Here is a 25044-nt window from a genome sequence, read left to right as displayed (position 1 = left end):
GCACCATCTTTGTGCCTTCCTCTCCCCTGAAGCGCTTCAGGATTGCTACCCGAGGCTCGCGTTCGGGTAACGACGAGGCGTGCCCTCGCCTGACCCGCCGCGCCGCCGTCCGACGATCGCCGACGTGGCGCGCCGCGCGGGCGTGTCCGCGGCCGCCGTCTCGTTCGCGGTCAACGACCGTCCGGGCGTGTCCCCGGACACCCGCGAGCGGATCCTCACCGCGGCGCGCGAGCTGGGCTGGCGGCCGTCCGCGAGCGCCCGCGCGTTGACCGAGGCACGGACGCGCGCGGTCGGCCTCGTGCTGGCCCGCAACGTCGAGCAGCTCGAGCTCGACGCGTTCTTCGTGCGCTTCTTCGCCGGGGTGGAGCGGGTGCTGACGGCGGCCGACTACGCGCTGCTGCTGCAGCTCGTGCCCGGCGGTGCGGACGCGGCGCTGCCGGCGTACGAGCGGCTCGCGGCCGCGGGGCGCGTGGACGGGTTCCTGCTCACGGACATCGAGCTCGACGACCCCCGCTTCGCGCTGCTGGAGGCGGCCGGCGTGCCGGTGGTGCTGGCCGGGCGGCCCGCCGGCGCGTGCCCGTTCGAGTGGGTGGAGACGCGGCACGAGGAGGGCCTGCACGCGCCGGTCGAGCACCTGGCGGCGCTCGGGCACGAGCGGATCGCGTTCTTCGGCGGGCGGGCGGACCTCGAGCACGTCCGGGTGCGGACCGAGCGCTGGCGCGAGGCGATCGCGGCGGCGGGCGTGGAGGAGGGCCTGGTGGTTCACGCCGACGACGACGAGCTCGCGGCGGCCGCGGACGTGCTGCTCTCGGTCGCTCCCACGGCGGTCGTGTGCGCGAGCGACGTGCACGCGCTGGCGGTCGTGGTCGCGGCGCGGGCGCGCGGGCTCGACGTCCCCCGTGACGTGTCGGTCACCGGCTTCGACGACTCGCCGCTGGCCGCGCTGGCGGCGCCGGGGCTCACGTCGGTGCGGGTCGACTACGGCGAGTTCGGCGAGGCGGTCGCCGCGGCGTTGCTCGCCACGATCGGCGTGGGGGAGGCGCGGGCGTTCGCGCCGTCGGCGCCCGAGCTGGTCGTGCGCGGCTCCACGGCACCGCCCGGGTAGGGTGCCCGCCATGGCGATCGGCATCCTCACGGGCTCGGGCACCTATGCGCTTCCGGGGTTCACCACGTCCGGCTCCGAGCCGGTCCTGACGGAGTGGGGTGAGGCGTTCGTCTCCCACGGGTCGTGGGCGGGGGTCGAGGTGCTGCACGTGTCCCGCCACGGGGTCGGTCACCCGCGGTTGTCGAACCACGTCACGCACCGCGCGAACATCGCGGCCCTGAAGTCGATGGGGGCGACCGGGGTGCTCGCCGTGACCGTCTGCGGTGCCGTCGAGCCGGACGCGGAGCTCGGGTCGGTCGTGTGCTTCGACGACCTCCACTTCCTCTCGAACCGGCTGCCCGACGGGTCGCTGTGCACGTTCTTCACCGAGCCCGGTGAGGCCCAGCGCGGCCACTGGATCTACGAGGGGCCGTTCTCGTCCGACCTGCGCGGCGCGCTGCTGCGCGGCGCGGAGGAGGCGGGCGTGCCGGTGCGCGACGGCGGCACCTACGGCCATGTCGACGGCCCGCGCTTCAACACGCGGGCGGAGATCCGGTCGCTCGCGCTGGCGGGCGTGACCGCCGTCTCCCAGACCGCCGGGCCGGAGACCGTGCTGTGCGGCGAGCTCGAGCTGCCCTACGCGCTGCTCGGCTTCCTCACCGACTACGCCAACGGCGTGACCGCGGAGGCGACGCCGGTCGAGACGCTCGTGGCGAACATGGCCGCCTCGACCCAGCGCTTCTCGGAGATCCTGCAGGCCGCGCTGTCGCACGCGACGGCGGCGACGCCGGCCCCGGCCGGCGTCGTCTACCGCATCGGCGGCAACTAGCGCGTCACGCGCGTTGTGGCGTCGGCGGTCCCGGAGATCCGGAACGCGTCGTCGCGGAACGCCTGGATCCGGCTGCCGCGGCCGACGCGCGCGGTGACGCCGTCGTAGCGGGCGAGGCCCTTGATCGAGGCTTCGAGCTGGCGGAGCGTGCGCGGGCCGGGGTCGCCGCCCTCGTCGCGCTCGTCGTCGTCGCCGATGATGATCGTGGTGAAGCCGTCCTCGCCCTGATCGGCGTCCTGGCCGACGAAGCGGATGCGCTGCTTGCCGCGCGGGGCGTCGGCGGGGATGCGCAGCGTGTAGTTGCGGGCGAACGTGCCGCCGCGGACGCGCTGCAGGGACACGCGGACGCGCACGCGCTGGCCCGGCCGGACGCGGGCGGGCAGCTTGACCGAGCGCATGAACGCCTGGTCGGCGCCGCGGCGGACCTTGAGCAGCACGTTGATGCCGGTCACCTGGGGCGGCGTGCCCGTGTAGGCGTCGATCGCGGAGACGGCGGTCGCCAGGTCGTTCGACGCGCCGCTGAGCACCGCGTTCAGCGACGTCCCGTCGTCCGACTGCGCGGCCGACGTCGACACGTACCGGTTGCAGAAGCGCACGGGCTTCGCGAGCTCGGAGATCGCGATCTTCGCGCACATGTCCCCGGTGAGCCGCGCCGGCGTGCTGCCGAGCAGCCCCGCCGCGGCCTGCGACACCGCGAGCGGCGCGACGAACGACGTCCACGAGCCGCCGCTGGGCAGGTCCACCGCGGCCTCGTCGGCGGCGGCCGTGTTCACCGCGGTGACCGCGTTCGTGTCGAGGTCGCGCGCGATCACCTGCACCGGGACCGTGTGCGGCAGCGCCCCGGTCCGCCCGGCCACGGCGCTGAACCCGTCCGAGCTGATCGTCCCCAGGTCATGCCCGGAGGACGCGAGCTTGTACGTCGACGCGAGCGCTCCGAGCGCCGTCGGGTTGTTGACGATCCGGAACACGTACGCGTCCTGCAGCAGCAACGCGCGTCGCCCGACGCCCTCGAGCTGATGTCCGAACACCCACACCCGGTCGCCGTCCACGTACGTGACGGTCCCGACCGCGCTCGTCCGCACGTCCCCGGTCGAGTAACCCACGGCGACCGCCGACCCGGGCCGCAACGTCTGCGCCGGGAACGACCCGAGCGGCCCGGGCGGCACCGCCAGGACCGGCCGCCCGGCCTTCGCCGACGCCGCCGACAGCGCGTCCGCGATCGACGGGCTCAGCCCGCTCACGCTCATCGGCGCGACGATCGGCTTCGCCGACGCGAGCGCGGCCTTCATCCGCGGCGACAACGCGCCGCCCGTGGCCGTCGCGCGCGCCTTCGTGCTCGTCGCGTTCGTCCGGCCCGGCACGTCGACCGGCGTGCTGATGATCGCGTCGATCGGCGTCGCCAGCGCGGCCTTGCCGCCGTACTCGTTGATGGACTCGGAGATCGCGCCGATCACGCGCTGCGCGCCGGCCTCGTCCGGGCAGTAAATCGGCGAGCCGGAGAAGCCGGGGCCGATGCCGGTCGCGTCCACGGCGTCGCCGGACACGCCGATCAGGATCCGCCCGGCGCTGCCGGTCGCCTCCCCGCCCGCCACGTCCAGCACGTCGACGTTGAACGAGCTGATCGCCGTGCCCTGGATCACGGAGTAGCCCGTGCAGCGCATGCCCGCATGGACCTGCCACAGCGGCATCGTCGGATCACCCGCGAACGCCGGGGCGGCGGGCACAAGCAGGGCCGCGACCGCGGCGGCAACGGGAAGCAAGCGCATGAAGGCGCCAGCCTAGGACCTTCGCGAGGGCAGCGGACCCATCGTGGCACTGGGGAGCCTGGATTCGAACCAGAACTAGCTGAGTCAAAGTCAGCTGTGCTGCCTTTACACCACTCCCCAGTAAATCGGCGTACCGGTCATGCGTCCAGTTGCCGACAACTCGATACTACGATGCGAACCGTGTCCGCGCCCACGGTCGTCATCATCGCTGCCGGCGAGGGAACGCGCATGCGTTCCAAGCTGCCCAAGGTCCTGCATCCGCTCTGCGGCCGTCCGCTGATCCTCTGGCCCGTGACCGCGGCCCAGGGGGCCGGCGCCGGGAAGATTGTGGTCGTCGACAACCCGAAGCGGCGGCTCGAGGACCGGCTGCCGGACGGGGTCGTGACCGCGATCCAGCCCGAGCCGAACGGCACCGGTGGGGCCGTGCAGGCCGCGACGGAGCACATCGACCCCGACGCGACGGTCGTGATCCTCGCCGGCGACGTGCCGCTGATCACCCCCGAGGCGATCGACGCGCTCGTCAAGGCTCACGAGGAGTCGGGCGCCGCGGGCACGATGGCGACGATGGAGCTCGACGACCCCGGTCAGTACGGCCGGGTCGTGCGCGACAAGACGGGCAACGTCGAGAAGGTCGTCGAGGCCAAGTCGGGCGAGGGCGACGCCACGCCCGAGCAGCTCGAGATCCGCGAGGTCAACACGGGGATCTACGCGTTCAGCGGCCGGGCGCTCGTCGACGCGCTCGCGAACCTGACGCCCGACAACGCCCAGGGCGAGCTGTACCTGCCGGACGTGCTGCCGCAGCTGAAGGCCGAGGGCCGGACGGTCGCCGCGCACCTGATCACCGACCACACGCTCACGCTCGGCGTCAACGACCGGGTGCAGCTCGCCGAGGTGCGTCAGATCGCCCAGCAGCGCATCCACGACCGGCTGCAGCGCGAGGGCGTCGCGATCCTCGATCCGGCCTCCACGCACATCGACGCCGACGTCACGATCGGCCAGGACACGATCGTCGAGCCGGGCACGAGCCTGAGGGGCGACACGCGCATCGGCGAGGACTGCGTCGTCGGCCCGCACACGACGATCACGGACTCCGTGCTGGGCGACGGCGTGTCGATCCCGCACAGCTACGTCGTGCAGGCCACGATCGACGACTTCTGCACGATCGGCCCGTTCGCCTACCTGCGCCCCGCCGCGCACCTGCACCCGAAGGCCAAGGCGGGCGCGTTCGTCGAGATCAAGAACTCGACCGTCGGTTCCGGCACGAAAGTCCCGCACCTCTCATACATCGGGGACGCCGACATCGGGGAGAACACGAACATCGGCGCCGGCAACATCACCGCGAACTACGACGGCCGCGACAAGCACCGCACTAGAATCGGGAGCAACGTGCGGACATCAGTCGATACGGCCTTCGTCGCCCCGGTAGCCGTGGGTGACGGCGCGTTCACGGGAGCGGGCAGCGTGATCACCGAGGACGTTCCGGCCGGTGCGCTGGGCATCGCCCGCGCGCGTCAGACGAACATCGCGGACTATGCGGAACGTCGCAAGCCGTGACGACCGCGGCGCCTCGTACACTTCCGCATGCCGTGAGTGCCTTGTCATCTCGCCCCTCATCGGCCACGTCACTGCCGCTCAGCGGCTATGACAAGCGGCTGATGCTCTTCTCGGGCCGCTCCAATCCGGAGCTGGCCGCGAAGATCGCCAACAAGCTCGGGCTCGGCCTGGGTGGAGTCACCCTCAAGACGTTCTCCAACGGCGAGGTGTACTGCCGCTACGAGGAGTCGATCCGGGGCGCTGACGTCTTCATCGTCCAGCCCACGTGCGGCAACGCCGCCACGGGCGTGACCGCGAACGACGCGCTGATGGAGCTGCTGGTGATGATCGACGCTGCGGTGGGCGCCTCGGCGCACCGCGTGATCGCCGTCACGCCGTGGTTCGGCTACAGCCGGCAGGACAAGAAGTCCGCGCCGCGCGAGCCGATCAGCAGCCGCCTCGTCGCGCACATGCTCGAGGCCGCGGGGGCTGACCGCGTGCTCACGATGGACCTCCACGCGGGTCAGGTGCAGGGCTTCTTCAGCAAGCCCGTGGACCACATGACCGCGATGTTCATCCTCACCCAGTACTTCAACGACCAGCAGCTCGAGGACCTGGTCGTGGTCTCCCCGGACGCCGGCCGAGTGAAGCTGGCCAAGAAGTTCGCGGAGAAGGTCGGCGCCGAGCTCGCGATCCTCAACAAGGAGCGCCCGGCCCAACAGGTGGCGGAGATCTCGTACGTGATCGGCGACGTCAAGGGCAAGACCGCCGTGATCGTCGACGACATCATCGACACGGCCGGCACGCTGCGGGCCGCGGGGGAGACCGTCAAGGACGAGGGTGCCGCGCGCGTGTTCGCCGCCGCGACGCACCCGGTCCTGTCCGGGAACGCGTTCGAGAACCTGAAGGCGAGCCCGTTCGAGCGGATCGTCGTCACGGACACGATCCCCGTGCCCAAGGACGCGCCGGACAACATCACGGTGCTCTCGGTCGCCGACCTGCTGACCGACAGCGTCCGCCGCATCTTCACCGACGACTCCGTCGCCGAGGTCTTCGGCGGCGAGAACCAGCTGTTCTGAGCACCCAGCGCCTGCAACTGCTCCTCGGCCTCACCGACGAGGAGCTCCTGCAGATCCTGGACTCCGACCCGCTCGCCGTCATCACCGGCGACGAGGACCACCGGCCGGAGGTCATGACCCTGCTGCAGCTGATCGGCGACGAGCCGCCACCGAAGGCGTGGGTCCGCGGACGCCCGCTGCAACTGCTGCTGCAGCGGGACTTCGCGGGCTTCGAGGACGCGCTGAACGACTACCGCGAGCGCGGCTTCAGGATCCGCAAGCGCGGAAGCTGATCACTGATCCGGGTCCGGGCGCTTCTCGCCCGGCCACGAACCCGTGAGGTAGTTCCACCCGATCGCGCCGTAGCGGTCGACGACCACGCGCGTGACCTTGAAGATCACGCCCTGCAGCGCGGCGGCGCCGATGATCTTGACCCAGGGGGCCTGCTCGGTCGTGCCCTTCGGCGGGTCCTCGTCGTCGATCTTGGTCCAGGCGAAGTTGAACAGCCGCTTGCCCACGAGGCCGGCCATGATCCCGAGGAAGATGCCGATCGGCTTGTAGATGAACTTCATCGGACGCCGACCTTACCCGTTCCGACGGCCTGGCCAATCGACCGGCGTGTATTCCGACCGGTAGGCGGTAATGATGTTCGTCACGAACGCCGATACTTCGCTCAAGGACGGACGCGATGAACGAAGATCACTCAGACGACCTGCTCAAACGAGCCCTGCTCGACGCCGAGGCTGCCGCCTCGGTCGCCCTGCGAGTCACGCCGCTCGCCCTCTCCGAGGCCCTGACCGTGGTCTTCCACGGCCGCAAGGACCTCGGCACGATCCAGACCTACGTCACCCACGGCGGCCGCGGCGCCGGCGAGGCCGTCGGAAAGGACGAGCTGATGCGCGTCCCCTGCGACCTCGACCTGGCCGAGGCGGGGGACCGCGAGGAGGCCGAGCACCTGTTCCAGGAGCAGGCCGCCGCGCTCCGCGACGCGCTCGTGGGCGCCGACACCGTGCTCGACGTCTGGCGCGAGCCGCTCGAGGACCTCGCGCACGACCACGTCCGCGTGGACCGGCGCATCCGCCTGGACATCCGCCTGCCCGCCCACCGGCTGCTGCCGACCGCGCTCGTGAGCCCGGAGAAGCAGATCGTCGTCACGCCCGTGTGCAGCGCCCGTTCGCTCACCGAGGGTCGCCCGCCGATGGGCATCGCCGTCGGCCAGCAGGACGTCGTGCGCGTCTATCCGCTGCCCGACGACCCCGAGCGCTGCCTCACCGAGTTCCTCGACCTGGCCGCCGAGCACGCCCGCGCGCTCGCCGAGCAGCTGGGCCGGCAGGAGGCCTCCGTGCAGCGCTTCCTCGAGCTCTCGGGGGACGATTTCCATCAGACCGGCTAGGTTTCCGGCCTCTGCGCCGGACCCGGGTTCTCATCGTCGTTGGCTTCGCGCTGTTCGTCTTCATCGGGATCAGCGCGATGCTGGCCCGTGCGCTCGCGGCCACCGGCACCGAGCGCAGCCACGTGCTGGAGGTGGTGCAGGCCGAGGCCCGCGGCGACGCGCGCGCCGTCCTGAACGCGACCGCCGCGTGCGCCCGCCAGCCCGCCTGCGTGGCCTCGACGACCGCGTTCGTCAGCAAGCTCGAGCGCGGCGGCAAGGTCGAGATCCTCCAGTACAAGCCGAGCGTCCAGCTCCCGCTCACCCGTGTGACCGGCACCGGCCGGGTCGCCTGGCGGGCGGGCGAATCGACACCGGTGGTGCAGTGCGTGCGGGTGCGCCGCGACGGGCCGGCGTCGGGCGCGAAGGTCGAGCTGCTGTCGATCTCGCCGCCGATCGGCAACGAAGCGCCCTGCCCGTAACGGAACTTCCCGCCGGATGCTGTGTTGAGATTCGCCGTGATGGCCCGCCTGCGCTTCCTCCTGCCCCTTTTCGCGCTGCTGCTCGTGGTTCCGAGCAGCGCGCACGCCGCTGACAAGCCCGACGAGCAAGCGCTCTACAAGGACGGCCCGGACGGCCGCTACCTGCTCGACGGTGACTGGCTGTTCCGCAAGGACGACGCGGACCAGGGCGTGAAGGCCCGCTGGATGCGCACCGCGTCGACCGCCGGATGGACGACGGTCAAGGTCCCGAACGTGTGGAACCTCGGCGACCCGTCGAACGAGTCGATGGCGGGCGGCGTGGGCTGGTACCGCAAGGACTTCGAGCTGCCGAGCGCCGACTCCGCGCTGGCCTGGGCGTTCCGCTTCGAGTCGGTCAACTACCGCGCGCGGGTGTGGCTGAACGGCAAGCCGCTCGGCGAGAACGCCGGCGCGTACCTGCCGTTCGAGTTCGACGCGGCGGGCGTCAAGCGCCGCGGCACGAACCGGCTCGTGGTGCGTGTGGACTCGCGCCGCCTGGACCGCGACTTCCCGCCCGCCCGCGAGAACGCCGACGGCGTGCCGTCGGGCGGCTGGTGGAACTACTCCGGCATCCAGCGCGAGGTGTACCTCAAGAAGCTGGACACGGTGGACTTCCAGCGCGTGCAGGTGCGCCCGGAGATCGACTGCGGCACCTGCGACGCGACCGTGCGCATGAACCTCAACCTGCGCAACGTGACGAACCGCGGCCAGCGCGTCACGCTCACCGGCAAGTTCGGCACCCGCAGCGTGAACTTCGGCAGCAAGTCGCTCGGCCCGAAGGCGATCGCCTCGTTCACCGACTCGGTCAAGATCGCCGACCCGAAGCTGTGGTCGCCGCAGAGCCCGAACCTCTACGACGTCTCGTTCACCGTCCGCGTGGACGGCAAGAAGGTCGCGGGGTACAGCCTGCACAGCGGCATCCGCTCGATCAAGGTCTCCCAGGGCCGGCTGTTCCTGAACGGCGCCCCGCTGAACGTGCGCGGCATGGGGCTGCACGAGGACTCCAAGGCCGACGGGTTCGCGATCACCAACGAGCGCCGCGAGGAGCTCGTCAACCTCACGCGGGAGGCGGGCGGCACGGTGCTGCGCACGCACTACCCGATGCACCCCTACACGCACGAGCTGGCCGACCGGCTCGGCCTGCTGATCTGGGAAGAGGTCCCCGTCTACAGCGTCCCGACCACGGTCCTGAAGGAGCCGTCCGTGCGCCGCTCGGCGGTCGACGAGGTCGGCCGGATGATCGAGACGCACGAGAACCACGCGTCGGCGATGCTGTGGTCGATCGGCAACGAGCTGTCCTCGCAGCCCGGCCCGGTGCAGGTGGCCTACATCAACGCAGCGGTCAAGTTCGCCAAGCAGGCCGACCCGACGCGCCCCGTCGGCATCGCGGTCGCGGCCTACCCGAGCTCGCTGTGCCAGGCCGAGCAGTACAAGTCACTCGACGTCATCGGCTTCAACAACTACTTCGGCTGGTATCCCGGCCCGAGCGGGCAGATCTTCGACCGCACGAAGCTGTCCGGCTATCTGGACGCGGTGCGCGCCTGCTACCCGAACCAGGCCCTGATGGTCACGGAGTTCGGCGCGGAGGCCAACCGCGACGGCCCGATCGAGGAGAAGGGCACGTGGGCCTTCCAGCAGGAGTGGATCAACTACCAGATGACGGTCATGAGCTCGAAGCCGTGGCTGAGCGGCGTCGTCTACTGGGCGCTGAACGAGTTCTGGGTCCGGCCGGGCTGGGAGGGTGGCAACCCGCGCCCGACGGCTCCGCTCCACCAGAAGGGCCTCGTCACCTACGACGGGGTGAAGAAGCCCGCGTTCTTCGACATCCAGCGCTGGTTCAAGCAGACCCAGCAGTTCGGCCCGCCTACCGGGACGTGATGCGCCGCGCGGGCCGGGCCGGCTCGAGGGTCTTGCGCGTGCGGACCTGACGCCGGCCGGGGTCGGCCAGCTTGTCGTGGCCCGAGCGCAGCCGCTTGTCGGACTGGATGGCGAACGGCAGCGGGATGCCGCCGTTCGGCGACGTCTTGGGCTTGTCGGAGACGCGGTCGTTGCCGCCACCGCCGGAGTCGTCCTCGTCGTCACCGGTCCATGTAGACGTGTTGTCCGATCGCAGGAACAACAGGAACAGCGCACCGCCTAGCACCAGGGCCACGAGATGGAGGACTCCGAAGATCACGAGCAGCTCCGCGTCGGGGGACATTGGTGTGTGTCTACCCCTCACGCCGAGCGCTCAGACGCCGATTCGCTACCATCGTCGGCCGCTCATCGCGCCGAAGGACCCTGCCCGCGGTGACCCTACAGATCATGGCCGACGATACGACTCTCTCACTGACTGCGCGCGACCCCGAGGGCTCGCGCGCCACCCGCCGTCTACGTCGCGCGGGCAATGTTCCCGGCGTCATCTACGGCGGCGACGGTGAGCCGTCGCATTTCGCCGTCGACGCGCGCATCCTGCGCAACACGCTCGCCCACTCCGGCGCGATCCTCGAGATCGCCCTGGACGGCGGCGCCAAGGCGCCCGTCCAGGTCAAGGACGTCCAGCGCCACCCGGTGCGCGGCGACATCATGCACGTGGACTTCCTCCGCGTGAACATGAACGAGGCCATCACGGCCACGGTCGTGGTCGACCTCGTCGGCGCCGAGAAGGCGCCCGGCACGGTCGAGGGCGGCATCCTCAACCAGGAGACCCGCGAGGTCAACATCGAGGCGCTGCCGGGCGACATCCCGGACACGATCCAGCACGACGTGTCGGGCCTCGAGATGAACGCCACGCTCACCCTCAGCGCGATCACCGCGCCGAAGGGCGTCACGTTCCTCGACGACCTCGAGGAGACCGTCATCGCGACGATCACGCCCCCGACGGCCGAGCCGGTCGAGGACGAGATCGAGACCGAGACCGCGCTCGTGGGCGAGGATGCGGCGCAGGCCGAGGGCGACACCGCCGAGGAGGCCGCGCAGTCGGCCGAAGACTCCTCGGACGAGTCCTGAAGGTCTTCGGCTCCACACCCGTTGATTGGCTGATCGTCGGGCTCGGGAACCCCGGGCCCGGCTACGCCGAGTCGCCGCACAACGTCGGCTTCAAAGTCGCCGACGAGCTGGCGCGCCGCTGGGATCTCCCGCGCGCCAAGAAGAAGTTCGCGGGCGAGCTGGCCGAGGGCCGGACTCGCCCGGGCGGTCCACGCATCGCCCTCCTGAAGCCGCAGACGTACATGAACGAGGCCGGCCGCTCCGCCGGGCCCGCGCGCGGCTCCTTCAAGCTCGACCTCGACCGCGTGCTCGTGCTGCACGACGAGATCGACCTCCCGTTCGGGGACATCCGCTCGCGGCTCGGGGGCGGGCTCGCCGGCCACAACGGCCTCAAGTCGCTCAAGCGTGAGCTGGGCGCGGCGGAGTTCCACCGCGTGCGGATCGGCGTCGGCCGTCCGGACTCGACCGACCCCGACATCGTCGCCGCCTACGTGCTCGGCAAGTGGCGCCAGTCCAGCGCCGAGGTCGCGGACCTCGTCTCCCGCGCGGCCGACGAGGCCGAGCGCATCGTCGACTCCGCTTAGGAGATCCTTAGGTCACAGGTCGCCGCGCGGCGACTAAGTCCATTGCAGGATGGATGCGCGCACCGACGACCAGCTGCTCGCGGCCACGCGGTCGCAGCCCGAGGCGTTCGCGGTCTTCTACCGCCGCCACGTCGCCGGCGTGCTCGCGTACTTCGCGCGCCGCACCCGCTGCGCCGAGACCGCGGCCGACCTGACCGCGGAGACGTTCGCCGCCGCGCTCGACGGCGCGCACCGCCACCGGCCGGACCGGGGCCCGGCGGTCGCGTGGCTGTACGGCATCGCGCGCCGGCAGCTCGCGCACGCGGCGCAGCAGGGGGCGGTCGAGGACCGCGCGCGCACGCGGCTCGGGATGCAGGCGATCCCGCTCACGGACGAGGCGCTCGACCGCGTCGACGCGCTCGCCACGGCCGATGCGGCGTCGCCGCTGCTGCAGCGCGGCCTCGCCGAGCTGCCCGCCGACCAGCGCGAGGCCGTGCTCGCCCGCGTCCTCGACGAGGACGACTACGCGGTGATCGCCCGTCGCGCGGCCACGACCGAGTCCGTCATCCGCAAGCGCGTCAGCCGCGGCCTGACCGGGCTGCGCCGCCGCATGGAGGGCTACAGCGCATGACCGCTCGCCCGCACACGCCCGCCGGACGCGCGCCCGCGCGCCGCGCGCCCGCTCGCCTGGCGCCCGCTCGCCTCGCGGCCGCTGGTCGCGCGCTCGCCGCCTGGAGGGCTCGCACATGAGCGACTTCGAGCACGCCCTCGAGGCCGAGCTGCTCGCCGCCGCGCGTCGGCGTACCGCGGCCCGCCGGCGCCGCCGTCCGTCCGCGCTGTTCGCGGTCGCCGTCGCGACCGCGAGCGTCGCCGTCTTCGCCCTCGTCCCGCACGGGACGACCCCCGCGCCGTCGGCGCCGCTCTCGTCCCCGCCGTGCTCGGCCCAGGAGTCGCTCCTGGGCGCGGGCCCGTGCACCTCCGACCCCTTCTCCTCTCTCACCACATGAAGCAGCTGCTCCCCCTCACCGCGGCCGGCCTCGTGCTCGCCGCGTGCGGCGGCGTGCCCGGCAACTCCGTGGCCACCGTCGACGGCGATCCGATCAAGAAGGCCGACTACGAGCACTGGATGACCGTCGTCCGGAAGCTCTCGCCCGATCTGAAGCGCGAGCAGGCGCGCGACCAGGTGATGAACCTGCTCGCGTCGCTGCGCTGGTTCGACGGGGAGGCCGAGCGGATGGACATCGCGCTCGGCGACGCCGAGGTCACCAAGGCGTTCAGCGAGCAGAAGCGCCAGTCGTTCCCGAAGGACGCCGACTACCGCACGTTCCTCAAGACCTCGGGGCAGACGGAGGCCGACATCCGGCAGCGCGTGCGGGCCGCGCTGCTCGCCACCAAGATCCAGGAGCGGGTCGTCAAGGGCGCGGACAAGGTGCCCGAACGCGCCGTCGCCGACTTCTACGCGCGCAACCGGGCGCGCTTCTCACAGCCCGAGAAGCGCGACCTGCGCGTCGTCCTCACGCAGAAGCGCGGCGCGGCCGAGCGCGCCCGCGCGGCGCTCGAGCGCGGGGACTCCTGGAAGGCGGTGACGAAGCGGTACTCGATCGACGACACGTCGAAGGCCAGCGGCGGCAAGCTGCCCGCCCAAGCCGAGGGGACGCTCGACGCCGAGCTCGACAAGGCGGTGTTCAGCGCGCGCAAGGGCGCGCTGGCCGGCCCGGTCAAGACCCAGTACGGCTACTACGTCTTCACGGTCACCGCCGTGGTGGCGCCCACGCAGCAGACGCTCGCGGAGGCCCGGCCGGCGATCCGCCAGACGCTCGTCGGCGAACGTCAGCAGAAGGCGCTCTCGACCTTCATGGCCGACTTCGCCAAGCGCTGGCGCGCGCGGACGCAGTGCGCCGAGGACTACCGCACGTCCGACTGCGACAACGGTCCGAAGCCGACCGCCACACCGACGCCGCGTATGCAATAACATACGGTTGTATGCCGCCACGTGAATGGAACGCCGCCTCGTATGACCGCATGTCCGACCCGCAGGTCGCGATGGGCCTCGACGTCATCGAGCGGCTCGACCTTCGCGGCGACGAGCGCGTGCTCGACGTCGGCTGCGGCTCGGGCCGCGTGACCGAGCAGCTGCTGGCGCGCGTCCCGAACGGCACCGTCGTCGGCACCGACGGCAGTCAGGCGATGGTCGACCAGGCCCGTGAGCGGCTCGGCGACCGCGTCGAGCTGTTCGCGGCCGATGCGGCCGAGCTGGTCGTCGACGAGCCGTTCGACGCGATCCTCTCGACCGCCACCTTCCACTGGATCCCCGACCACGACCGGCTGTTCGCACGCCTCCACGACGCGCTGCGCCCGGGCGGGAAGCTCGTCGCGCAGTGCGGTGGCGCCGGGAACATCGCCAACGTCGAGGCCGCGATCGCGAAGGTCGACCACCCCGCGTTGCGCGGCTGGCCGGGGCCGTGGAACTTCGCCGCTCCCGACGAGACCGTGGAACGGCTGACCCGTGCCGGCTTCACGGACATCTGGGCCTGGCTGCAGCAGTGGCCGCTCGATCCGCCCAACCCGCGGGAGTTCTTCGCCACGGTCATCCTCGGCTCCCACCTCGAGCGGGTGCCCGACGAGGACCGGATGCCGTTCGTCGACGCGGTGATCGACGCCATGACCGTTCCGCTGCGGGCGGACTATGTCCGGCTGAACATCCTGGCGCGTCGCAGCTAGCTGAATCTTCACCCCATGCGGGCGGCATCCGCGTTGGATGCCGCCCCATGAAGACCAGACTCGCCTTGGCGATCGCCGCGACCCTGCTCGCGGCGCCCGCCGTCTCACAGGCGCAGGACACCCCGCCCGACGACCCGCGCGTGATCGCGATGCGCGCCCAGATCGACGCGCTCGACGACATCGTCCAGCGCCCGGCGTGCGACCAGACGGCCGACCCGACGCGCTGGCAGAGCGTCGGCACGCCGGACAGCGGCCGCGCCCGCCCGCTGATCTCCGCCCACCGTGGCGCGCTGACGCTGGCGCCGGAGAACACGATCCAGTCCTACGAGTACGCGTTCGCCTTCGGCGTGGAGCTGGTCGAGGTCGACGTCCAGCAGACGAAGGACGGCAGGTTCGTCGCGCTGCACGACTCCACCGTCGACCGCACGACCAACGGCACCGGCGACATCTCCACGCTCACCTTCGACGAGGTCCGCGCGCTCAACGCCGCCGACTACGCGCCGTGGAAGGGCGGCGCGTACGACCCCGCGCAGGTCGCCTCGCTCGAGGGGGTGCTGGCGCTCGCCCAGCGCGTCGGCGCCGGCGTCGAGCTCGACATCAAGGGCTCGGTCACCGAGGAGGGCAAGCTCACCGAGCTCGTCAAGCAGTACGGGCTGATCGAGCGGTCGATCTTCAACTCGGGCGACATCCGGGTGCTGCAGACGGCTCCGGACGCGCGGATCATCTACAACCGCGATCGCTGGGAGCCGCCGTACCTGATGTACGAGATCGCGAAGGTCGCGCCGGTGTTCGGCTCGCGCCGCGACGAGTACACGCCGGAGTCGATCGCGGCGGTGCACGACGCGTGCGGCGTCGTGATGCCGCACGCCTACGACGCGGGCGAGGCGGAGGAGGTCGACGAGTTCGTCCGTGCCCGCGCCATGGGCGCCGACGGCGTGCAGACCAACCAGCCCGAGGCGATCGTCGCCGCGGCCGGGATCCCGGCGCCGTCGACGATCCTGCGCTTCGACGACGAGGTCTGCCTCGTCAACCGCGACAACGGCCTCGGCTTCCCGGGCAAGGTCCTCGTCGTCGACGGCGTCGAGCGCGTGGCCGGTCGTGGCGGTTGCGTCGCGGCGCCGGGCGCGGCCAAGGTCACGTTCGCCGGCACGGGCGCGGTCACGCCGTCGACGGCGGCGGTCACCGGCATCTCCGGCAACGTCGGCGGTGCGGTCGGTCCGACGCTCGAGCTCACGCTCGGCGCGGCCGCGCCGTTCGGCGCGTTCGTCCCCGGCGTCGAGCGCGAGTACACGACCTCCACGGAGGCGACCATCCTCTCGACCGCCGGCAACACGACGCTCAGCGTCTCCGACCCCGGTCACCTCGCCAACGGCACGTACACGCTCCCGCAGCCGCTGCGCGTGGACGTCGCGCCGAGCTTCTGGCCGGGCCCGGTCACGGCGGCGAAGTCGCTGATCACGTTCAAGCAGGCGGTCGGCGCCACCGACCCGCTGCGCACGGGCACCTACAGCAAGACGGTCACGTTCACGCTGTCGACGACAGCGCCGTGAGCACCGCCTCGACGCGCTCTTCGACCGTCCCGCGCACCTCGATCCAGGGCTGGCGCAACCGCTCCCGGAAGCGCTGAGTCATCCAGCCGCGGATGTGCTCGCCGTCGCGGTACCCGTCCTGCACGAACGGGATGTCGTCGGCGGTGAGCACCGTCAGGTCGTACGTGCGTGAGGCGGCGATCGCCTCCACGTCGGCGGTCGACCGGCCGCGGTAGCGCTCCTGCCAGATGCAGGTGGCGAGCGCGTCGGTGTCACACACGAGGATCGGGCCGCTGCGCAACGCGGCGCGGTCCTCGTCGCGCTGCTGGCGGCGCGCGATCATCGCGAAGTCGGTGTCGGTCCACGGGTGCTCCAGGCCACGCGCCTCGGTCACGGCACGCCCGACCTCCGGCACCCAGGCCGTGCCCAGCCGTCCGGCCAGGGCGCGCGCGAGCGTGGTCGTGCCGGTCGACTCCGCGCCGGTGATCACGACCCGCCGGCACAGGTACGCGCGCACGGGCGGGGTCAGCTGGTCCCAGAACGCGCGCGGGTCGGCGCGCACCAGGGTGCCGGAGATGCGCCCGGAGCGCTGGCGCAGCACGTGGGCCACGCCCCAGCGCTCGGCGAGCATGTGCCCATACGCCTCGCCCGTGAAGACGGCGTCGATCGGCTCGTTCAGCAACCGCTCCATCAGCTCGATGTGCAGGTCGTGGACGTGGGGGTCCTCGAAGTCGATCGGGAGCTCGTCCCAGCCGGCGACCACGCGCGCCCGCGGGTGGCGGGCCTTCATCCACTCGCGCCGCAGCGGCAGCGGGATCCGCTCCGTGACCGAGCCGAGCACCAGCACGGTCACGCGCTCACACCGCTCGAGCGCGTGGTCGACGAGCTCGTGGTGACCGCCGTGCGGCGGGAGGAACTTGCCGAGGACTAGGCCGTGACGGTACGCCACTGGCGCCATCCCTGGATGCAGAGCGCGAGGAACACGATGTAGACGAGCGCGGTCAGGTTCAGATCACGGCTGAAGTACAGCGGCACGTAGATCACGTCCACGGCGATCCACACGTACCACGTCTCGAGCCGCTTGAGGTTGAGCAGCAGCTGCGCGCCGAGCGACATCGAGGTCGTCAAGGCGTCCCACCCGGGCGCGGCGCCGTGCGCCGCCCGCAGGATCGGGATCAGGACGAGCGTCGCGACGCCCACCCCGACCGCGGTGGCGACCAGCAGCCGCGGCCCCGCGCGCTTGACCGCGAGCGGCGAGCGTGCGCGTGTCGCCCACACCCACCAGCCCATCAGACCGAGCGCGATGTAGACCAACTGGAGCGCCGCGTCCGCGAACAGGCGAGCATCCGTGAACAGGATCACGAAGAAGACGTTGTTGGCGATGCCGACGGGGAACGTCTCGATCCGCTGGGCCACGGCCAGCGCGACGCACGCGATGCCGGTGATGAAGCCGAACAGCTCGGCCCACGAGACCGGCTCGCCGAAGAGCTCGAACACAGTTTTGGTCAACACGACCAGAACTATAGCCCTTCTAACCTGAAGTAGTTGCTCCGGACCTTCCTAAGCCATCTCGAACACGACCCGGCGGCCGCGCGGCTGGCCAGCGAAGGTGGGTCGGCGTTCGTCTCTCAGTCGCTGCGCCCGTTCGTGGTGGCGGCCCTCGCCGACCAGGACGTCAAGCGGCCCGCGCTCGTCGTCGTCGGTGACGACCGCGCCGCGCGTGACCTGGCGGCCGACCTGAAGGCGTGGCTGAACCCGCGTCCGGTCCGCTACTACCCGAGCCGCGGCGTCGCCTACGAGTCGCACCTGACGCCGCCGCCGCACCTCGTCGGCCTGCGCGTGGCCGCGCTCGACGCGCTGACGGACACGCCCGAGGGCTCCGAGCAGCCGGTCGTCGTGGTCTCCGCGATCGCGCTGAGCGAGAAGGTGCCGGACCCGAAGCTGCGCCCGCACGGCTTCATGCTGCGCGTCGGCGACCTGATCGACCTCGAGGAGACCGCGCAGCAGCTCGTCGCCGCCGGCTACCAGCGCACCGACCAGGTGGAGGAGCGTGGGCAGTTCGCGATCCGTGGCGGCCTGCTCGACGTCTACCCGGCGACCGAGGAGCGCGCCGTCCGCGTCGACCTGTTCGACATCGAGATCGAGGCGCTGCGCTGGTTCTCGACCTTCACGCAGCGCTCGCTCGGCGAGACGGACTGCGTGGAGATCTCGCCGGCCGCGGAGCTCGCGCCCGAGCATCGCGAGATGGCGGAGATCGCCGCCTCGGACGCGCCGGAGGACCGGCCGGACATCGCCGAGCTGCTCCCGGTCGAGCACTTCAAGGCGCTCCTGGACCTGCTGCCCGAGCGGACGCAGCTGATCGTCGCGGCCGAGGAGGACGTCGAGCCGACGCTGCGCGACCACTGGGAGGACGTCTGCACGGCGTTCGACGACCAGGACGCGCGCGACCTGTACGTCAACCCGAAGACGATCAACGCCGCGCTGGCCGAGCGGGCCGGGGCGCGGCTGAGCAGCATCTCGCAGGACCAGCCGATCGAGATCCGCGCGCAGGCCGCCGACTTCGCCGCGCGCAACCTGACCGAGGCGGAGACCGAGCTGGAGAAGCTCGTCCGCAGCAACTACACCACCGTCGTCGCCTGGCCGCAGAAGGGCGCCGCCGAGCGCGCCGCCTACAACCTGGACCGCGTGAAGGCCTCGCTCAACGGCGAGCGGCGTGGGCTGATCTTCACCGAGGCCAGCCTGCGCGACGGCTTCGTGGCGCCCGGCCTCAAGCTCGCCGCGTTCCCCGAGCACCGGCTGATCCACCGCAAGAAGGCCTCGACCCGGCCGACGCGCAAGGGCCGCGGCCTGCTGCGCTCGTTCACCGACCTGCGCACCGGTGACTACATCGTCCACGAGGACCACGGCGTCGCGCGTTTCGCGGGGTTCGACACCAAGACCGTCGCGGGTGTCACGCGTGACTACCTGAACCTCGAGTTCCAGGGCGACGACAAGGTCTTCATGCCGGTCGACCAGCTGGCGAAGATCTCGCGCTACCTGGGCGCCGACGGTGGCGCGCCGACGCTGAGCAAGCTCGGCGGCACGCGCTGGGACAAGGTCAAGGCGCGCGCCCGCCGTGCCGCGCAGGAGCTGGCCGGTGAGCTGCTCAACCTCTACGCCGAGCGCAAGCGCCGCCGCGGCCACGCGTTCCCGGAGTTCTCCGAGGAGCTGCGCAACATCGAGGAGGCGTTCCCGTACCGGGAGACGCCCGACCAGCGCGACGCGATCGACAACGTCATCGCCGACATGGAGTCCGACCGGCCGATGGACCGCCTGATCTGCGGCGACGTCGGCTACGGCAAGACCGAGGTCGCGCTGCGCGCCGCGGTCAAGGCGGCGTCGGACGGCAAGCAGGTCCTGATGCTCGTGCCGACGACGATCCTCGCCCAGCAGCACTACGGCACGTTCGCCGAGCGCCTGCGCGACCAACCGTTCGAGATCGAGCACGTCTCGCGCTTCCGCTCGACCGCCGAGCAGCGCGACGCGGTCAAGCGCTTCGCCGAGGGCAAGGTCGACATCCTGATCGGCACGCACCGGCTGCTCTCGCGCGACGTGCGCGCGAAGGAGCTCGGGCTGCTGATCGTCGACGAGGAGCAGCGCTTCGGCGTCAAGCAGAAGGAGCTGATGCGCCAGCTCAAGCTCAAGGTCGACGTCATCTCGATGTCGGCCACGCCGATCCCGCGCACGCTGCAGATGTCGCTGGCCGGGCTGCGTGACATCTCCGTGATCGAGACGCCGCCCGAGGGTCGCCGCCCGGTCAAGACGTACGTCGGCGAGTACGACGAGCAGCTGGTCAAGCAGGCGCTCGAGCGGGAGGTCGGCCGCAACGGCCAGGCGTTCTTCCTCCACAACCGCGTCGACGACATCGAGGAGACCGCCGAGCGCCTGCGCTCGCTGTGCCCGAAGATGACGTTCACCGTCGCGCACGGGCAGATGGACGAGAAGACGCTCGAGGAGCGGATGATGGTGTTCCTGCGCGGCGAGGCGGACGTGCTCGTCTCGACGTCGATCATCGAGTCCGGCATCGACATCCCGCAGGCCAACACGCTGATCGTCGACCGCGCGGACCTGTTCGGCCTGTCGCAGCTCTACCAGATCCGCGGTCGCGTCGGCCGGTCGCGTGAGCGCGCGTACGCCTACCTGCTGTATCCGTCGTCGGCGGCGCTCACGCCCGAGGCGGCGGACCGGTTGAGCGCGCTCTCGGACTACACGGAGCTCGGCGCCGGCTTCAAGGTCGCCATGCGCGACCTCGAGCTGCGCGGCGCCGGCAGCCTGCTCGGCGACGAGCAGTCCGGCCACGTCGCGGCGCTCGGCTTCGAGCTCTACATGCAGATGCTCGACGAGGCCGTGCGCGCGATGGACCCGGACGAGGACGGTGAGGAGCTGCCCGAGCCGGTGCGCCTGGACATCAACGTCGACGCCTACGTGCCCGCGGACTACATCCCGTACGAGCAGGCCAAGGTCGACGTGCACCGCCGTATCGCGGGGGCGCGCGAGAACAGCGAGCTGATGGAGCTGCGCACGGAGCTCGAGGATCGGTTCGGTGAGATCCCTGACCCCCTCGACAACCTGATCACGCTCCAGCAGGCGCGGATCAAGCTCGGCCGGGCGGGGGCGACAGCGGTGTCCTTCAAGCAGGGGCGGCTGGCGGTCACGCCGATCGAGCTGGACTCCGCGACGGCCCGCCGGCTGCGGGAGATCCTGCCCGGCGCGAACTACGAGGCCGGCCGCTCGCAGCTGTCGCTCCGGGTCCCTGACGATCCGTCAGAGCGATTCCCCGCAGTAGTACGGGCAGCCGACGCTTTGTTGAGCGTCCGCGTACCTGCCTAAAGGTCGCGTCAAAAGATGACGGGGTACCCAGAACCCGTCGCTACCATGCGCAGCCGGGAGAAGGTCTATTTCCTCGCTTGCGCCGGGCGGTTCTGCCTCGGCAATACCGTACGTCCAACGAACCCCTTCTCAGACGACATGATCAAGGCTGCTCGCATCGCTCTTAGCCTCACCGCCGTTGTCGGCGTTGGGGCGACCTTCGCCGCATGTGGCGGTGTGCCCGGTAACGCCGTGGCCACCGTCGACGGTGAAGCTGTCAACAAGGACCAGTTCAACCACTGGATGGCTGTCGCCGCGAAGTCGACGGGGCAGCCGAACGCTGCTGTTCCGGACCCGGACGCGGACTACAAGAAGTGCATCGCGGCCAAGCGCAAGTCGACGCCCGCGCCGGCCAAGGGCCAGCCGAAGGTCACCGACGAGCAGCTCAAGACGCAGTGCAAGCAGGAGTACGACCAGCTCCGCAACCAGGTCATGCAGCTGCTGATCTCGTTCCAGTGGATCCAGGGCGAGGCCGAGACCATGGACGTCAAGGTCACGGACGCCGAGGTCAAGAAGTCCTTCGACGAGCAGAAGAAGCAGTCCTTCCCGAAGGAAGAGGACTACAAGAAGTTCATCCAGACCTCGGGCCAGACCGAGGCCGACATCCTTCAGCGCGTGAAGCTCGACCTCCTGTCGAACAAGATCCGCGACAAGGTGGTCAAGGGCAAGGACAACGTCTCCGACAAGGCGATCCAGGACTTCTACAACAAGAACAAGGCCCGCTTCGCGCAGCCCGAGAAGCGTGACCTGCGCGTCGTCCTGACCAAGGGCAAGGCCGAAGCCGACAAGGCCAAGGCGGCCCTCGACGGCGGCGACTCCTGGACCGCGGTCGCCAAGAAGTACTCGATCGACGACACCTCCAAGGCCTCCGGCGGCAAGCTCCCGGCCCAGGCCAAGGGCACGCTCGACAAGGAGCTCGACGAGGCCGTCTTCTCCGCCAAGAAGGGCGAGCTCGTCGGCCCGGTCAAGACCCAGTACGGCTACTACGTCTTCACGGTCACCAACGTCACCGCCGCCTCGCAGCAGACGCTCGCCGAGGCCAAGGAGACCATCAAGCAGACCCTCCAGTCCCAGAACCAGCAGAAGGCCCTCGACGGCTTCGTCAAGGACTTCACCGCTCGCTGGAAGGAGAAGACGGAGTGCTCCGAGGGCTACAAGACCTCCGACTGCAAGAACGGCCCGAAGGCCACCCCGACCCCGTCCGTCCAGGGCGCGGTGCCCGAGGGCTCGTAAGCCTTCACCGCTAGACCTTCGTCGAAGCGCCGCCCCACGGGGCGGCGCTTTGCGTTCAAGCTCACGCCATGAGCAACGACGACCGGCTCGCAGGTGTGGTCATGTTCCTGGTCGGCGCGCCGTTGGTGCTGCTCGGCCTGGTGCTGGGAACCGACGCGAACCTCCTGCTCACCGTCGCGCTCTTCGCCGGCATCACGGTCGCGCTCGCCGCGTTGCGAGTGCTGCGCCGGCGGCCGCGAACGGCGGAGGGCTCGCCGTGGTGGAACCTGCTCGTGCTCGTGCTCGTGCCGCTCGGGTTCCTCGCCGAGCTGGGGCCCAGCGCGATGCTGATGGTCGGCGGGCTCCTGTTGGCGGACGGCCTGGAGCATCTCGGGCAGGCCCGGCGGGGCCGTCGGGCGGCGGGGCTCGCATGACGGCACGGCTCGCCGTGCGGGAGCTGCGGATCGAGGGCGCCGTCAACGCCGTCCTCGGCGTCGCGGCGCTGGTCGCGGCGATCGTCTTCGATGCGCCGGCGCACTGGCTGCTGGTCGTCGCCGCGGTCGTCGGCCTGTGCACGACCGCGTATCCGGCCCGATGGCAGGCCAAGGCGGTGGCGTCGGCCGAGCCGGCGCCGCGCTCCCTGCGCACGGTCTCCACGCTGCGCGGCGTGCCGATGTACGTCGTCTCGGGCATCACGCTGCCGGCGCTCGCGGTCGGCCTCGACCTGCCGATCTTCGTCTGGATCGCTGCGGTCGTGGCGCTCGACACCGCGGTCCTGCTGTGGGTCCGCGCCGCGGTCATCGGCCGGGCGGAACGCCGGGCGGGCGGCCGGATCGTCCGCGCCAAGGACGACACGTTCGGTCCCGACCAGTACTTCGTGCTCGCCCACTAGCCTTCGCGGGCATGGAATCCGCAGGTGGTGACGCGGTCGCGCGTCTGGACGAGCTGACCCGGAAGCTGCGGCGCGAGTGCCCGTGGGATCGCGAGCAGGACGAGCGCTCGATCGTGCCGCACACGGTCGGTGAGGCGTACGAGCTGGCGGCCGCGGCGCACTCCGGGGACGACGCGAAGCTGGTCGACGAGCTCGGCGACGTGCTCTTCCAGGTGCACTTCCTGTCGCTGCTGCTGGAGGAGCGGGGGTCGGGGTCGCTCGCGGAGGTCGCCGACCACGTGCACGCCAAGCTCGTGCGCCGGCACCCGCACATCTTCGGCGAGACCGAGGTGGAGTCGTCCGGCGAGGTCCTCAAGAACTGGGACCAGATCAAGAAGGGCGAGGACGGCCGTGAGCCGGGGATCTTCGGCGACGTGCCCGAGAACCTGCCCGGGCCGCTGTACGCGCTCAAGACGCAGCGCAGGGCGGCCTCCACGGGCTTCGACTTCGACCACGTGCCCTACGACGGCGTGACGGGCGAGCTGGAGGAGCTGGAGGCGGCGAAGACGCGCGAGGAGGTCTTCCACGAGGTGGGGGACGTGCTGTTCGCGGCGATCAACGTGGCCCGCAAGCTCAAGGTCGATCCGGAGCTCGCGCTGCGCGCCTCCGCCGACCGGTTCCAGGAGCGGGTGGAAGGGGCCGAGGAGATCGCCAAGCGCGACGGGAAAGCGTGGGACGCGCTGGATACCGAGGCGCAACTCGGCTACTACACGCGAGCCCGTACCCTGCTGGAGAGATGAGCCAGATCGAATCCGTACACGCGCGCCAGATCCTTGACTCCCGCGGCAACCCCACCGTCGAGGTGGAGGTCACGCTGCGCTCTGGTGCCCACGGCCGTGCGGCCGTGCCCTCCGGCGCCTCGACCGGTGAGTTCGAGGCCACCGAGCTCCGCGACGGCGGCGACGCCTACCTGGGCAAGGGCGTCACGAAGGCCGTCGGCAACGTCAACGGCGAGATCGCCGAGACGGTCGCCGGCCTCGACGCGTCCGACCAGAAGGGCGTCGACGGCAAGCTGATCGAGCTGGACGGGACCGACAACAAGTCCCGCCTGGGCGCGAACGCCATCCTCGGCGTCTCGCTCGCCACCGCTCGTGCCGCCGCCGCCGAGGAGAACCTCCCGCTGTGGCGTTACCTGGGCGGCGACGCGGCCCGGATCCTGCCCGTGCCGATGATGAACGTCGTCAACGGCGGCGCGCACGCCGACAACAACGTGGACTTCCAGGAGTTCATGGTCATCCCGGTCGGCGCGACGTCCTTCGCCCAGGCGCTGCAGACCGGCGCCGAGGTCTTCCACAACCTGAAGGCGACGCTCAAGAAGCGCGGCCTGAACACCGCCGTCGGCGACGAGGGCGGCTTCGCGCCGGACCTCGAGTCCAACGAGGCGGCGCTGCAGGCGCTGATCGAGGGCATCGAGGCCGCGGGCTACACGCCCGGCACCGACGTCGCCATCGCGCTCGACCCGGCCGTCAGCGAGATCTACAAGAACGGCAACTACGAGCTGGCCGGCGAGAGCCGCACGCTGTCCGCGTCCGACCTGGCCGCCTACTGGACCGACCTCGCCGCCCGCTACCCGATCCTCTCGATCGAGGACGGCATGGACGAGGAGGACTGGACCGGCTGGAAGCAGCTGACCGACTCGATCGGCGACAAGGTCCAGCTCGTCGGCGACGACCTGTTCGTGACCAACGTCAAGCGCCTGCAGAAGGGCATCGACACGGGCACGGCCAACTCGATCCTGATCAAGGTCAACCAGATCGGCACGCTGACCGAGACGCTGGCCGCGATCGACCTCGCCCGCTCGGCCGGCTACACGGCCGTCATGTCGCACCGCTCGGGCGAGACCGAGGACACGACGATCGCCGACCTCGCCGTCGCCACCGGCTGCGGCCAGATCAAGACGGGCGCGCCCTCGCGCTCGGACCGCGTCGCCAAGTACAACCAGCTGCTGCGCATCGAGGAGGCCCTCGGCGGCGACGCCGAGTACCCGGGCCGCTCGGTCTTCCGCTCCTAAGGCCCAGGGCCTTAATTTTCGGGCGGGCCATTCGTTGCAGAG

General features: G+C 71.0%; 26 protein-coding genes and 1 tRNA gene. 21 read left to right on the top strand and 6 right to left on the bottom strand.

Going from position 1 to position 25044, the window contains the following annotated elements; translation table 11 throughout:
- Positions 1–79: 79 nt before the first annotated feature.
- Both C8N24_RS07540 and C8N24_RS07535 read left to right on the top strand, forming a co-directional pair.
- Positions 80–1105: a LacI family DNA-binding transcriptional regulator gene (locus C8N24_RS07540; protein ID WP_121249468.1), complete on the top strand. Its 1026-nt coding sequence runs from the start codon at positions 80–82 to the stop codon at positions 1103–1105.
- A gap of 10 nt (positions 1106–1115) precedes the next feature.
- Positions 1116–1913, top strand: coding sequence for an MTAP family purine nucleoside phosphorylase (locus C8N24_RS07535; protein WP_121253006.1), 798 nt, complete (start codon positions 1116–1118; stop codon positions 1911–1913).
- Here the strand turns inward: C8N24_RS07535 and C8N24_RS07530 are convergent.
- Both C8N24_RS07530 and C8N24_RS07525 read right to left on the bottom strand, forming a co-directional pair.
- Positions 1910–3679 (bottom strand): hypothetical protein, encoded by a 1770-nt coding sequence (locus C8N24_RS07530; protein ID WP_147447678.1) that lies wholly within the window; start codon positions 3677–3679, stop codon positions 1910–1912. The genes C8N24_RS07535 and C8N24_RS07530 overlap by 4 nt on opposite strands.
- 49 nt (positions 3680–3728) lie before the next feature.
- A tRNA-Gln gene (locus tag C8N24_RS07525) sits at positions 3729–3799 on the bottom strand.
- 60 nt (positions 3800–3859) lie between these two features.
- On the opposite strand from C8N24_RS07525, the gene glmU reads away from it, so the two are divergent.
- From glmU to C8N24_RS34970, 3 genes are all read left to right on the top strand, one after another.
- A complete protein-coding gene (glmU, locus tag C8N24_RS07520; RefSeq protein WP_121249466.1) occupies positions 3860–5233 on the top strand; it encodes a bifunctional UDP-N-acetylglucosamine diphosphorylase/glucosamine-1-phosphate N-acetyltransferase GlmU in 1374 nt (457 codons plus the stop codon).
- Positions 5234–5334: 101 nt separating this feature from the next.
- A complete protein-coding gene (locus C8N24_RS07515; RefSeq protein ID WP_121249465.1) occupies positions 5335–6291 on the top strand; it encodes a ribose-phosphate diphosphokinase in 957 nt (318 codons plus the stop codon).
- A gap of 113 nt (positions 6292–6404) precedes the next feature.
- A complete protein-coding gene (locus C8N24_RS34970) occupies positions 6405–6563 on the top strand; it encodes a hypothetical protein (RefSeq protein ID WP_245971785.1) in 159 nt (52 codons plus the stop codon).
- On the opposite strand, the gene C8N24_RS07505 is transcribed toward C8N24_RS34970, so the two are convergent.
- Entirely contained in the window at positions 6564–6842 is a 279-nt protein-coding gene (locus tag C8N24_RS07505) for a DUF4235 domain-containing protein (protein ID WP_121249463.1), read from the bottom strand.
- Positions 6843–6958: 116 nt separating this feature from the next.
- On the opposite strand from C8N24_RS07505, the gene C8N24_RS07500 reads away from it, so the two are divergent.
- The 3 genes from C8N24_RS07500 (at position 6959) to C8N24_RS07490 (ending at position 10038) form a co-directional block, all read left to right on the top strand.
- On the top strand, positions 6959–7663 hold the full coding sequence (locus tag C8N24_RS07500; RefSeq protein WP_121249462.1) for a hypothetical protein: 705 nt from the start codon (positions 6959–6961) through the stop codon (positions 7661–7663).
- Between the two features lie 77 nt (positions 7664–7740).
- Entirely contained in the window at positions 7741–8121 is a 381-nt protein-coding gene (locus C8N24_RS33750; protein ID WP_170178915.1) for a hypothetical protein, read from the top strand.
- Between the two features lie 39 nt (positions 8122–8160).
- Positions 8161–10038, top strand: coding sequence for a glycoside hydrolase family 2 protein (locus tag C8N24_RS07490; protein ID WP_121249461.1), 1878 nt, complete (start codon positions 8161–8163; stop codon positions 10036–10038).
- Here C8N24_RS07490 and C8N24_RS07485 read toward each other — a convergent pair.
- Positions 10025–10360 carry a hypothetical protein gene (locus tag C8N24_RS07485; protein WP_121249460.1) on the bottom strand — a complete coding sequence of 112 codons (336 nt, stop codon included), beginning with the start codon at positions 10358–10360 and terminating at the stop codon, positions 10025–10027. The two genes, C8N24_RS07490 and C8N24_RS07485, sit on opposite strands and share 14 nt — an antisense overlap.
- Positions 10361–10464: 104 nt before the next feature.
- Here C8N24_RS07485 and C8N24_RS07480 point away from each other — a divergent pair, with 104 nt between their 5' ends.
- From C8N24_RS07480 to C8N24_RS07450, 7 genes are all read left to right on the top strand, one after another.
- The gene (locus tag C8N24_RS07480; protein WP_121249459.1) at positions 10465–11148 is read left to right on the top strand and encodes a 50S ribosomal protein L25; all 684 of its coding nucleotides are present in this window, start codon (positions 10465–10467) and stop codon (positions 11146–11148) included.
- Complete coding sequence (gene pth, locus C8N24_RS07475; protein WP_121249458.1) at positions 11145–11711, top strand: aminoacyl-tRNA hydrolase; 567 nt, start codon at positions 11145–11147, stop codon at positions 11709–11711. The genes C8N24_RS07480 and pth overlap by 4 nt, the downstream gene beginning before the upstream one ends.
- Positions 11712–11760: 49 nt before the next feature.
- The gene (locus C8N24_RS07470) at positions 11761–12321 is read left to right on the top strand and encodes an RNA polymerase sigma factor (protein WP_121249457.1); all 561 of its coding nucleotides are present in this window, start codon (positions 11761–11763) and stop codon (positions 12319–12321) included.
- A 115-nt stretch (positions 12322–12436) separates the two neighbouring features.
- On the top strand, positions 12437–12697 hold the full coding sequence (locus tag C8N24_RS07465; RefSeq protein ID WP_121249456.1) for a hypothetical protein: 261 nt from the start codon (positions 12437–12439) through the stop codon (positions 12695–12697).
- The gene (locus C8N24_RS07460) at positions 12694–13662 is read left to right on the top strand and encodes a peptidyl-prolyl cis-trans isomerase (RefSeq protein WP_121249455.1); all 969 of its coding nucleotides are present in this window, start codon (positions 12694–12696) and stop codon (positions 13660–13662) included. The genes C8N24_RS07465 and C8N24_RS07460 overlap by 4 nt, the downstream gene beginning before the upstream one ends.
- An 11-nt stretch (positions 13663–13673) precedes the next feature.
- The gene (locus C8N24_RS07455) at positions 13674–14411 is read left to right on the top strand and encodes a class I SAM-dependent methyltransferase (protein WP_121249454.1); all 738 of its coding nucleotides are present in this window, start codon (positions 13674–13676) and stop codon (positions 14409–14411) included.
- Between the two features lie 47 nt (positions 14412–14458).
- A complete protein-coding gene (locus C8N24_RS07450) occupies positions 14459–15961 on the top strand; it encodes a glycerophosphodiester phosphodiesterase (protein ID WP_121249453.1) in 1503 nt (500 codons plus the stop codon).
- On the opposite strand, the gene C8N24_RS07445 is transcribed toward C8N24_RS07450, so the two are convergent.
- Both C8N24_RS07445 and pnuC read right to left on the bottom strand, forming a co-directional pair.
- The gene (locus tag C8N24_RS07445) at positions 15936–16898 is read right to left on the bottom strand and encodes an AAA family ATPase (RefSeq protein ID WP_121249452.1); all 963 of its coding nucleotides are present in this window, start codon (positions 16896–16898) and stop codon (positions 15936–15938) included. The genes C8N24_RS07450 and C8N24_RS07445 overlap by 26 nt on opposite strands.
- Entirely contained in the window at positions 16868–17452 is a 585-nt protein-coding gene (pnuC, locus tag C8N24_RS07440) for a nicotinamide riboside transporter PnuC (RefSeq protein ID WP_211339870.1), read from the bottom strand. The genes C8N24_RS07445 and pnuC overlap by 31 nt, the downstream gene beginning before the upstream one ends.
- Positions 17453–17485: 33 nt before the next feature.
- Here pnuC and mfd point away from each other — a divergent pair, with 33 nt between their 5' ends.
- From mfd to eno, 6 genes are all read left to right on the top strand, one after another.
- Positions 17486–20809, top strand: coding sequence for a transcription-repair coupling factor (gene mfd, locus C8N24_RS07435; RefSeq protein ID WP_121249450.1), 3324 nt, complete (start codon positions 17486–17488; stop codon positions 20807–20809).
- 231 nt (positions 20810–21040) lie between these two features.
- On the top strand, positions 21041–22081 hold the full coding sequence (locus tag C8N24_RS07430; RefSeq protein ID WP_170178914.1) for a peptidyl-prolyl cis-trans isomerase: 1041 nt from the start codon (positions 21041–21043) through the stop codon (positions 22079–22081).
- A gap of 68 nt (positions 22082–22149) precedes the next feature.
- The gene (locus tag C8N24_RS07425) at positions 22150–22494 is read left to right on the top strand and encodes a hypothetical protein (RefSeq protein WP_147447677.1); all 345 of its coding nucleotides are present in this window, start codon (positions 22150–22152) and stop codon (positions 22492–22494) included.
- Positions 22491–22952, top strand: a complete 462-nt coding sequence (locus C8N24_RS07420; protein WP_121249447.1) for a hypothetical protein — start codon at positions 22491–22493, stop codon at positions 22950–22952. The genes C8N24_RS07425 and C8N24_RS07420 overlap by 4 nt, the downstream gene beginning before the upstream one ends.
- A gap of 11 nt (positions 22953–22963) precedes the next feature.
- Positions 22964–23731 carry a nucleoside triphosphate pyrophosphohydrolase gene (mazG, locus tag C8N24_RS07415; protein ID WP_121249446.1) on the top strand — a complete coding sequence of 256 codons (768 nt, stop codon included), beginning with the start codon at positions 22964–22966 and terminating at the stop codon, positions 23729–23731.
- Positions 23728–25002: a phosphopyruvate hydratase gene (gene eno / locus C8N24_RS07410; RefSeq protein ID WP_121249445.1), complete on the top strand. Its 1275-nt coding sequence runs from the start codon at positions 23728–23730 to the stop codon at positions 25000–25002. Before mazG ends, eno begins: the two co-directional genes overlap by 4 nt.
- The last annotated feature ends 42 nt before the right edge of the window (positions 25003–25044 follow it).

The organism is Solirubrobacter pauli, assembly GCF_003633755.1.
GTDB classification, from domain to species: domain Bacteria; phylum Actinomycetota; class Thermoleophilia; order Solirubrobacterales; family Solirubrobacteraceae; genus Solirubrobacter; species Solirubrobacter pauli.
The sequence above is the reverse complement of the archived record's forward strand: the minus strand, read 5'-3'. Positions and strand labels throughout refer to the sequence as shown.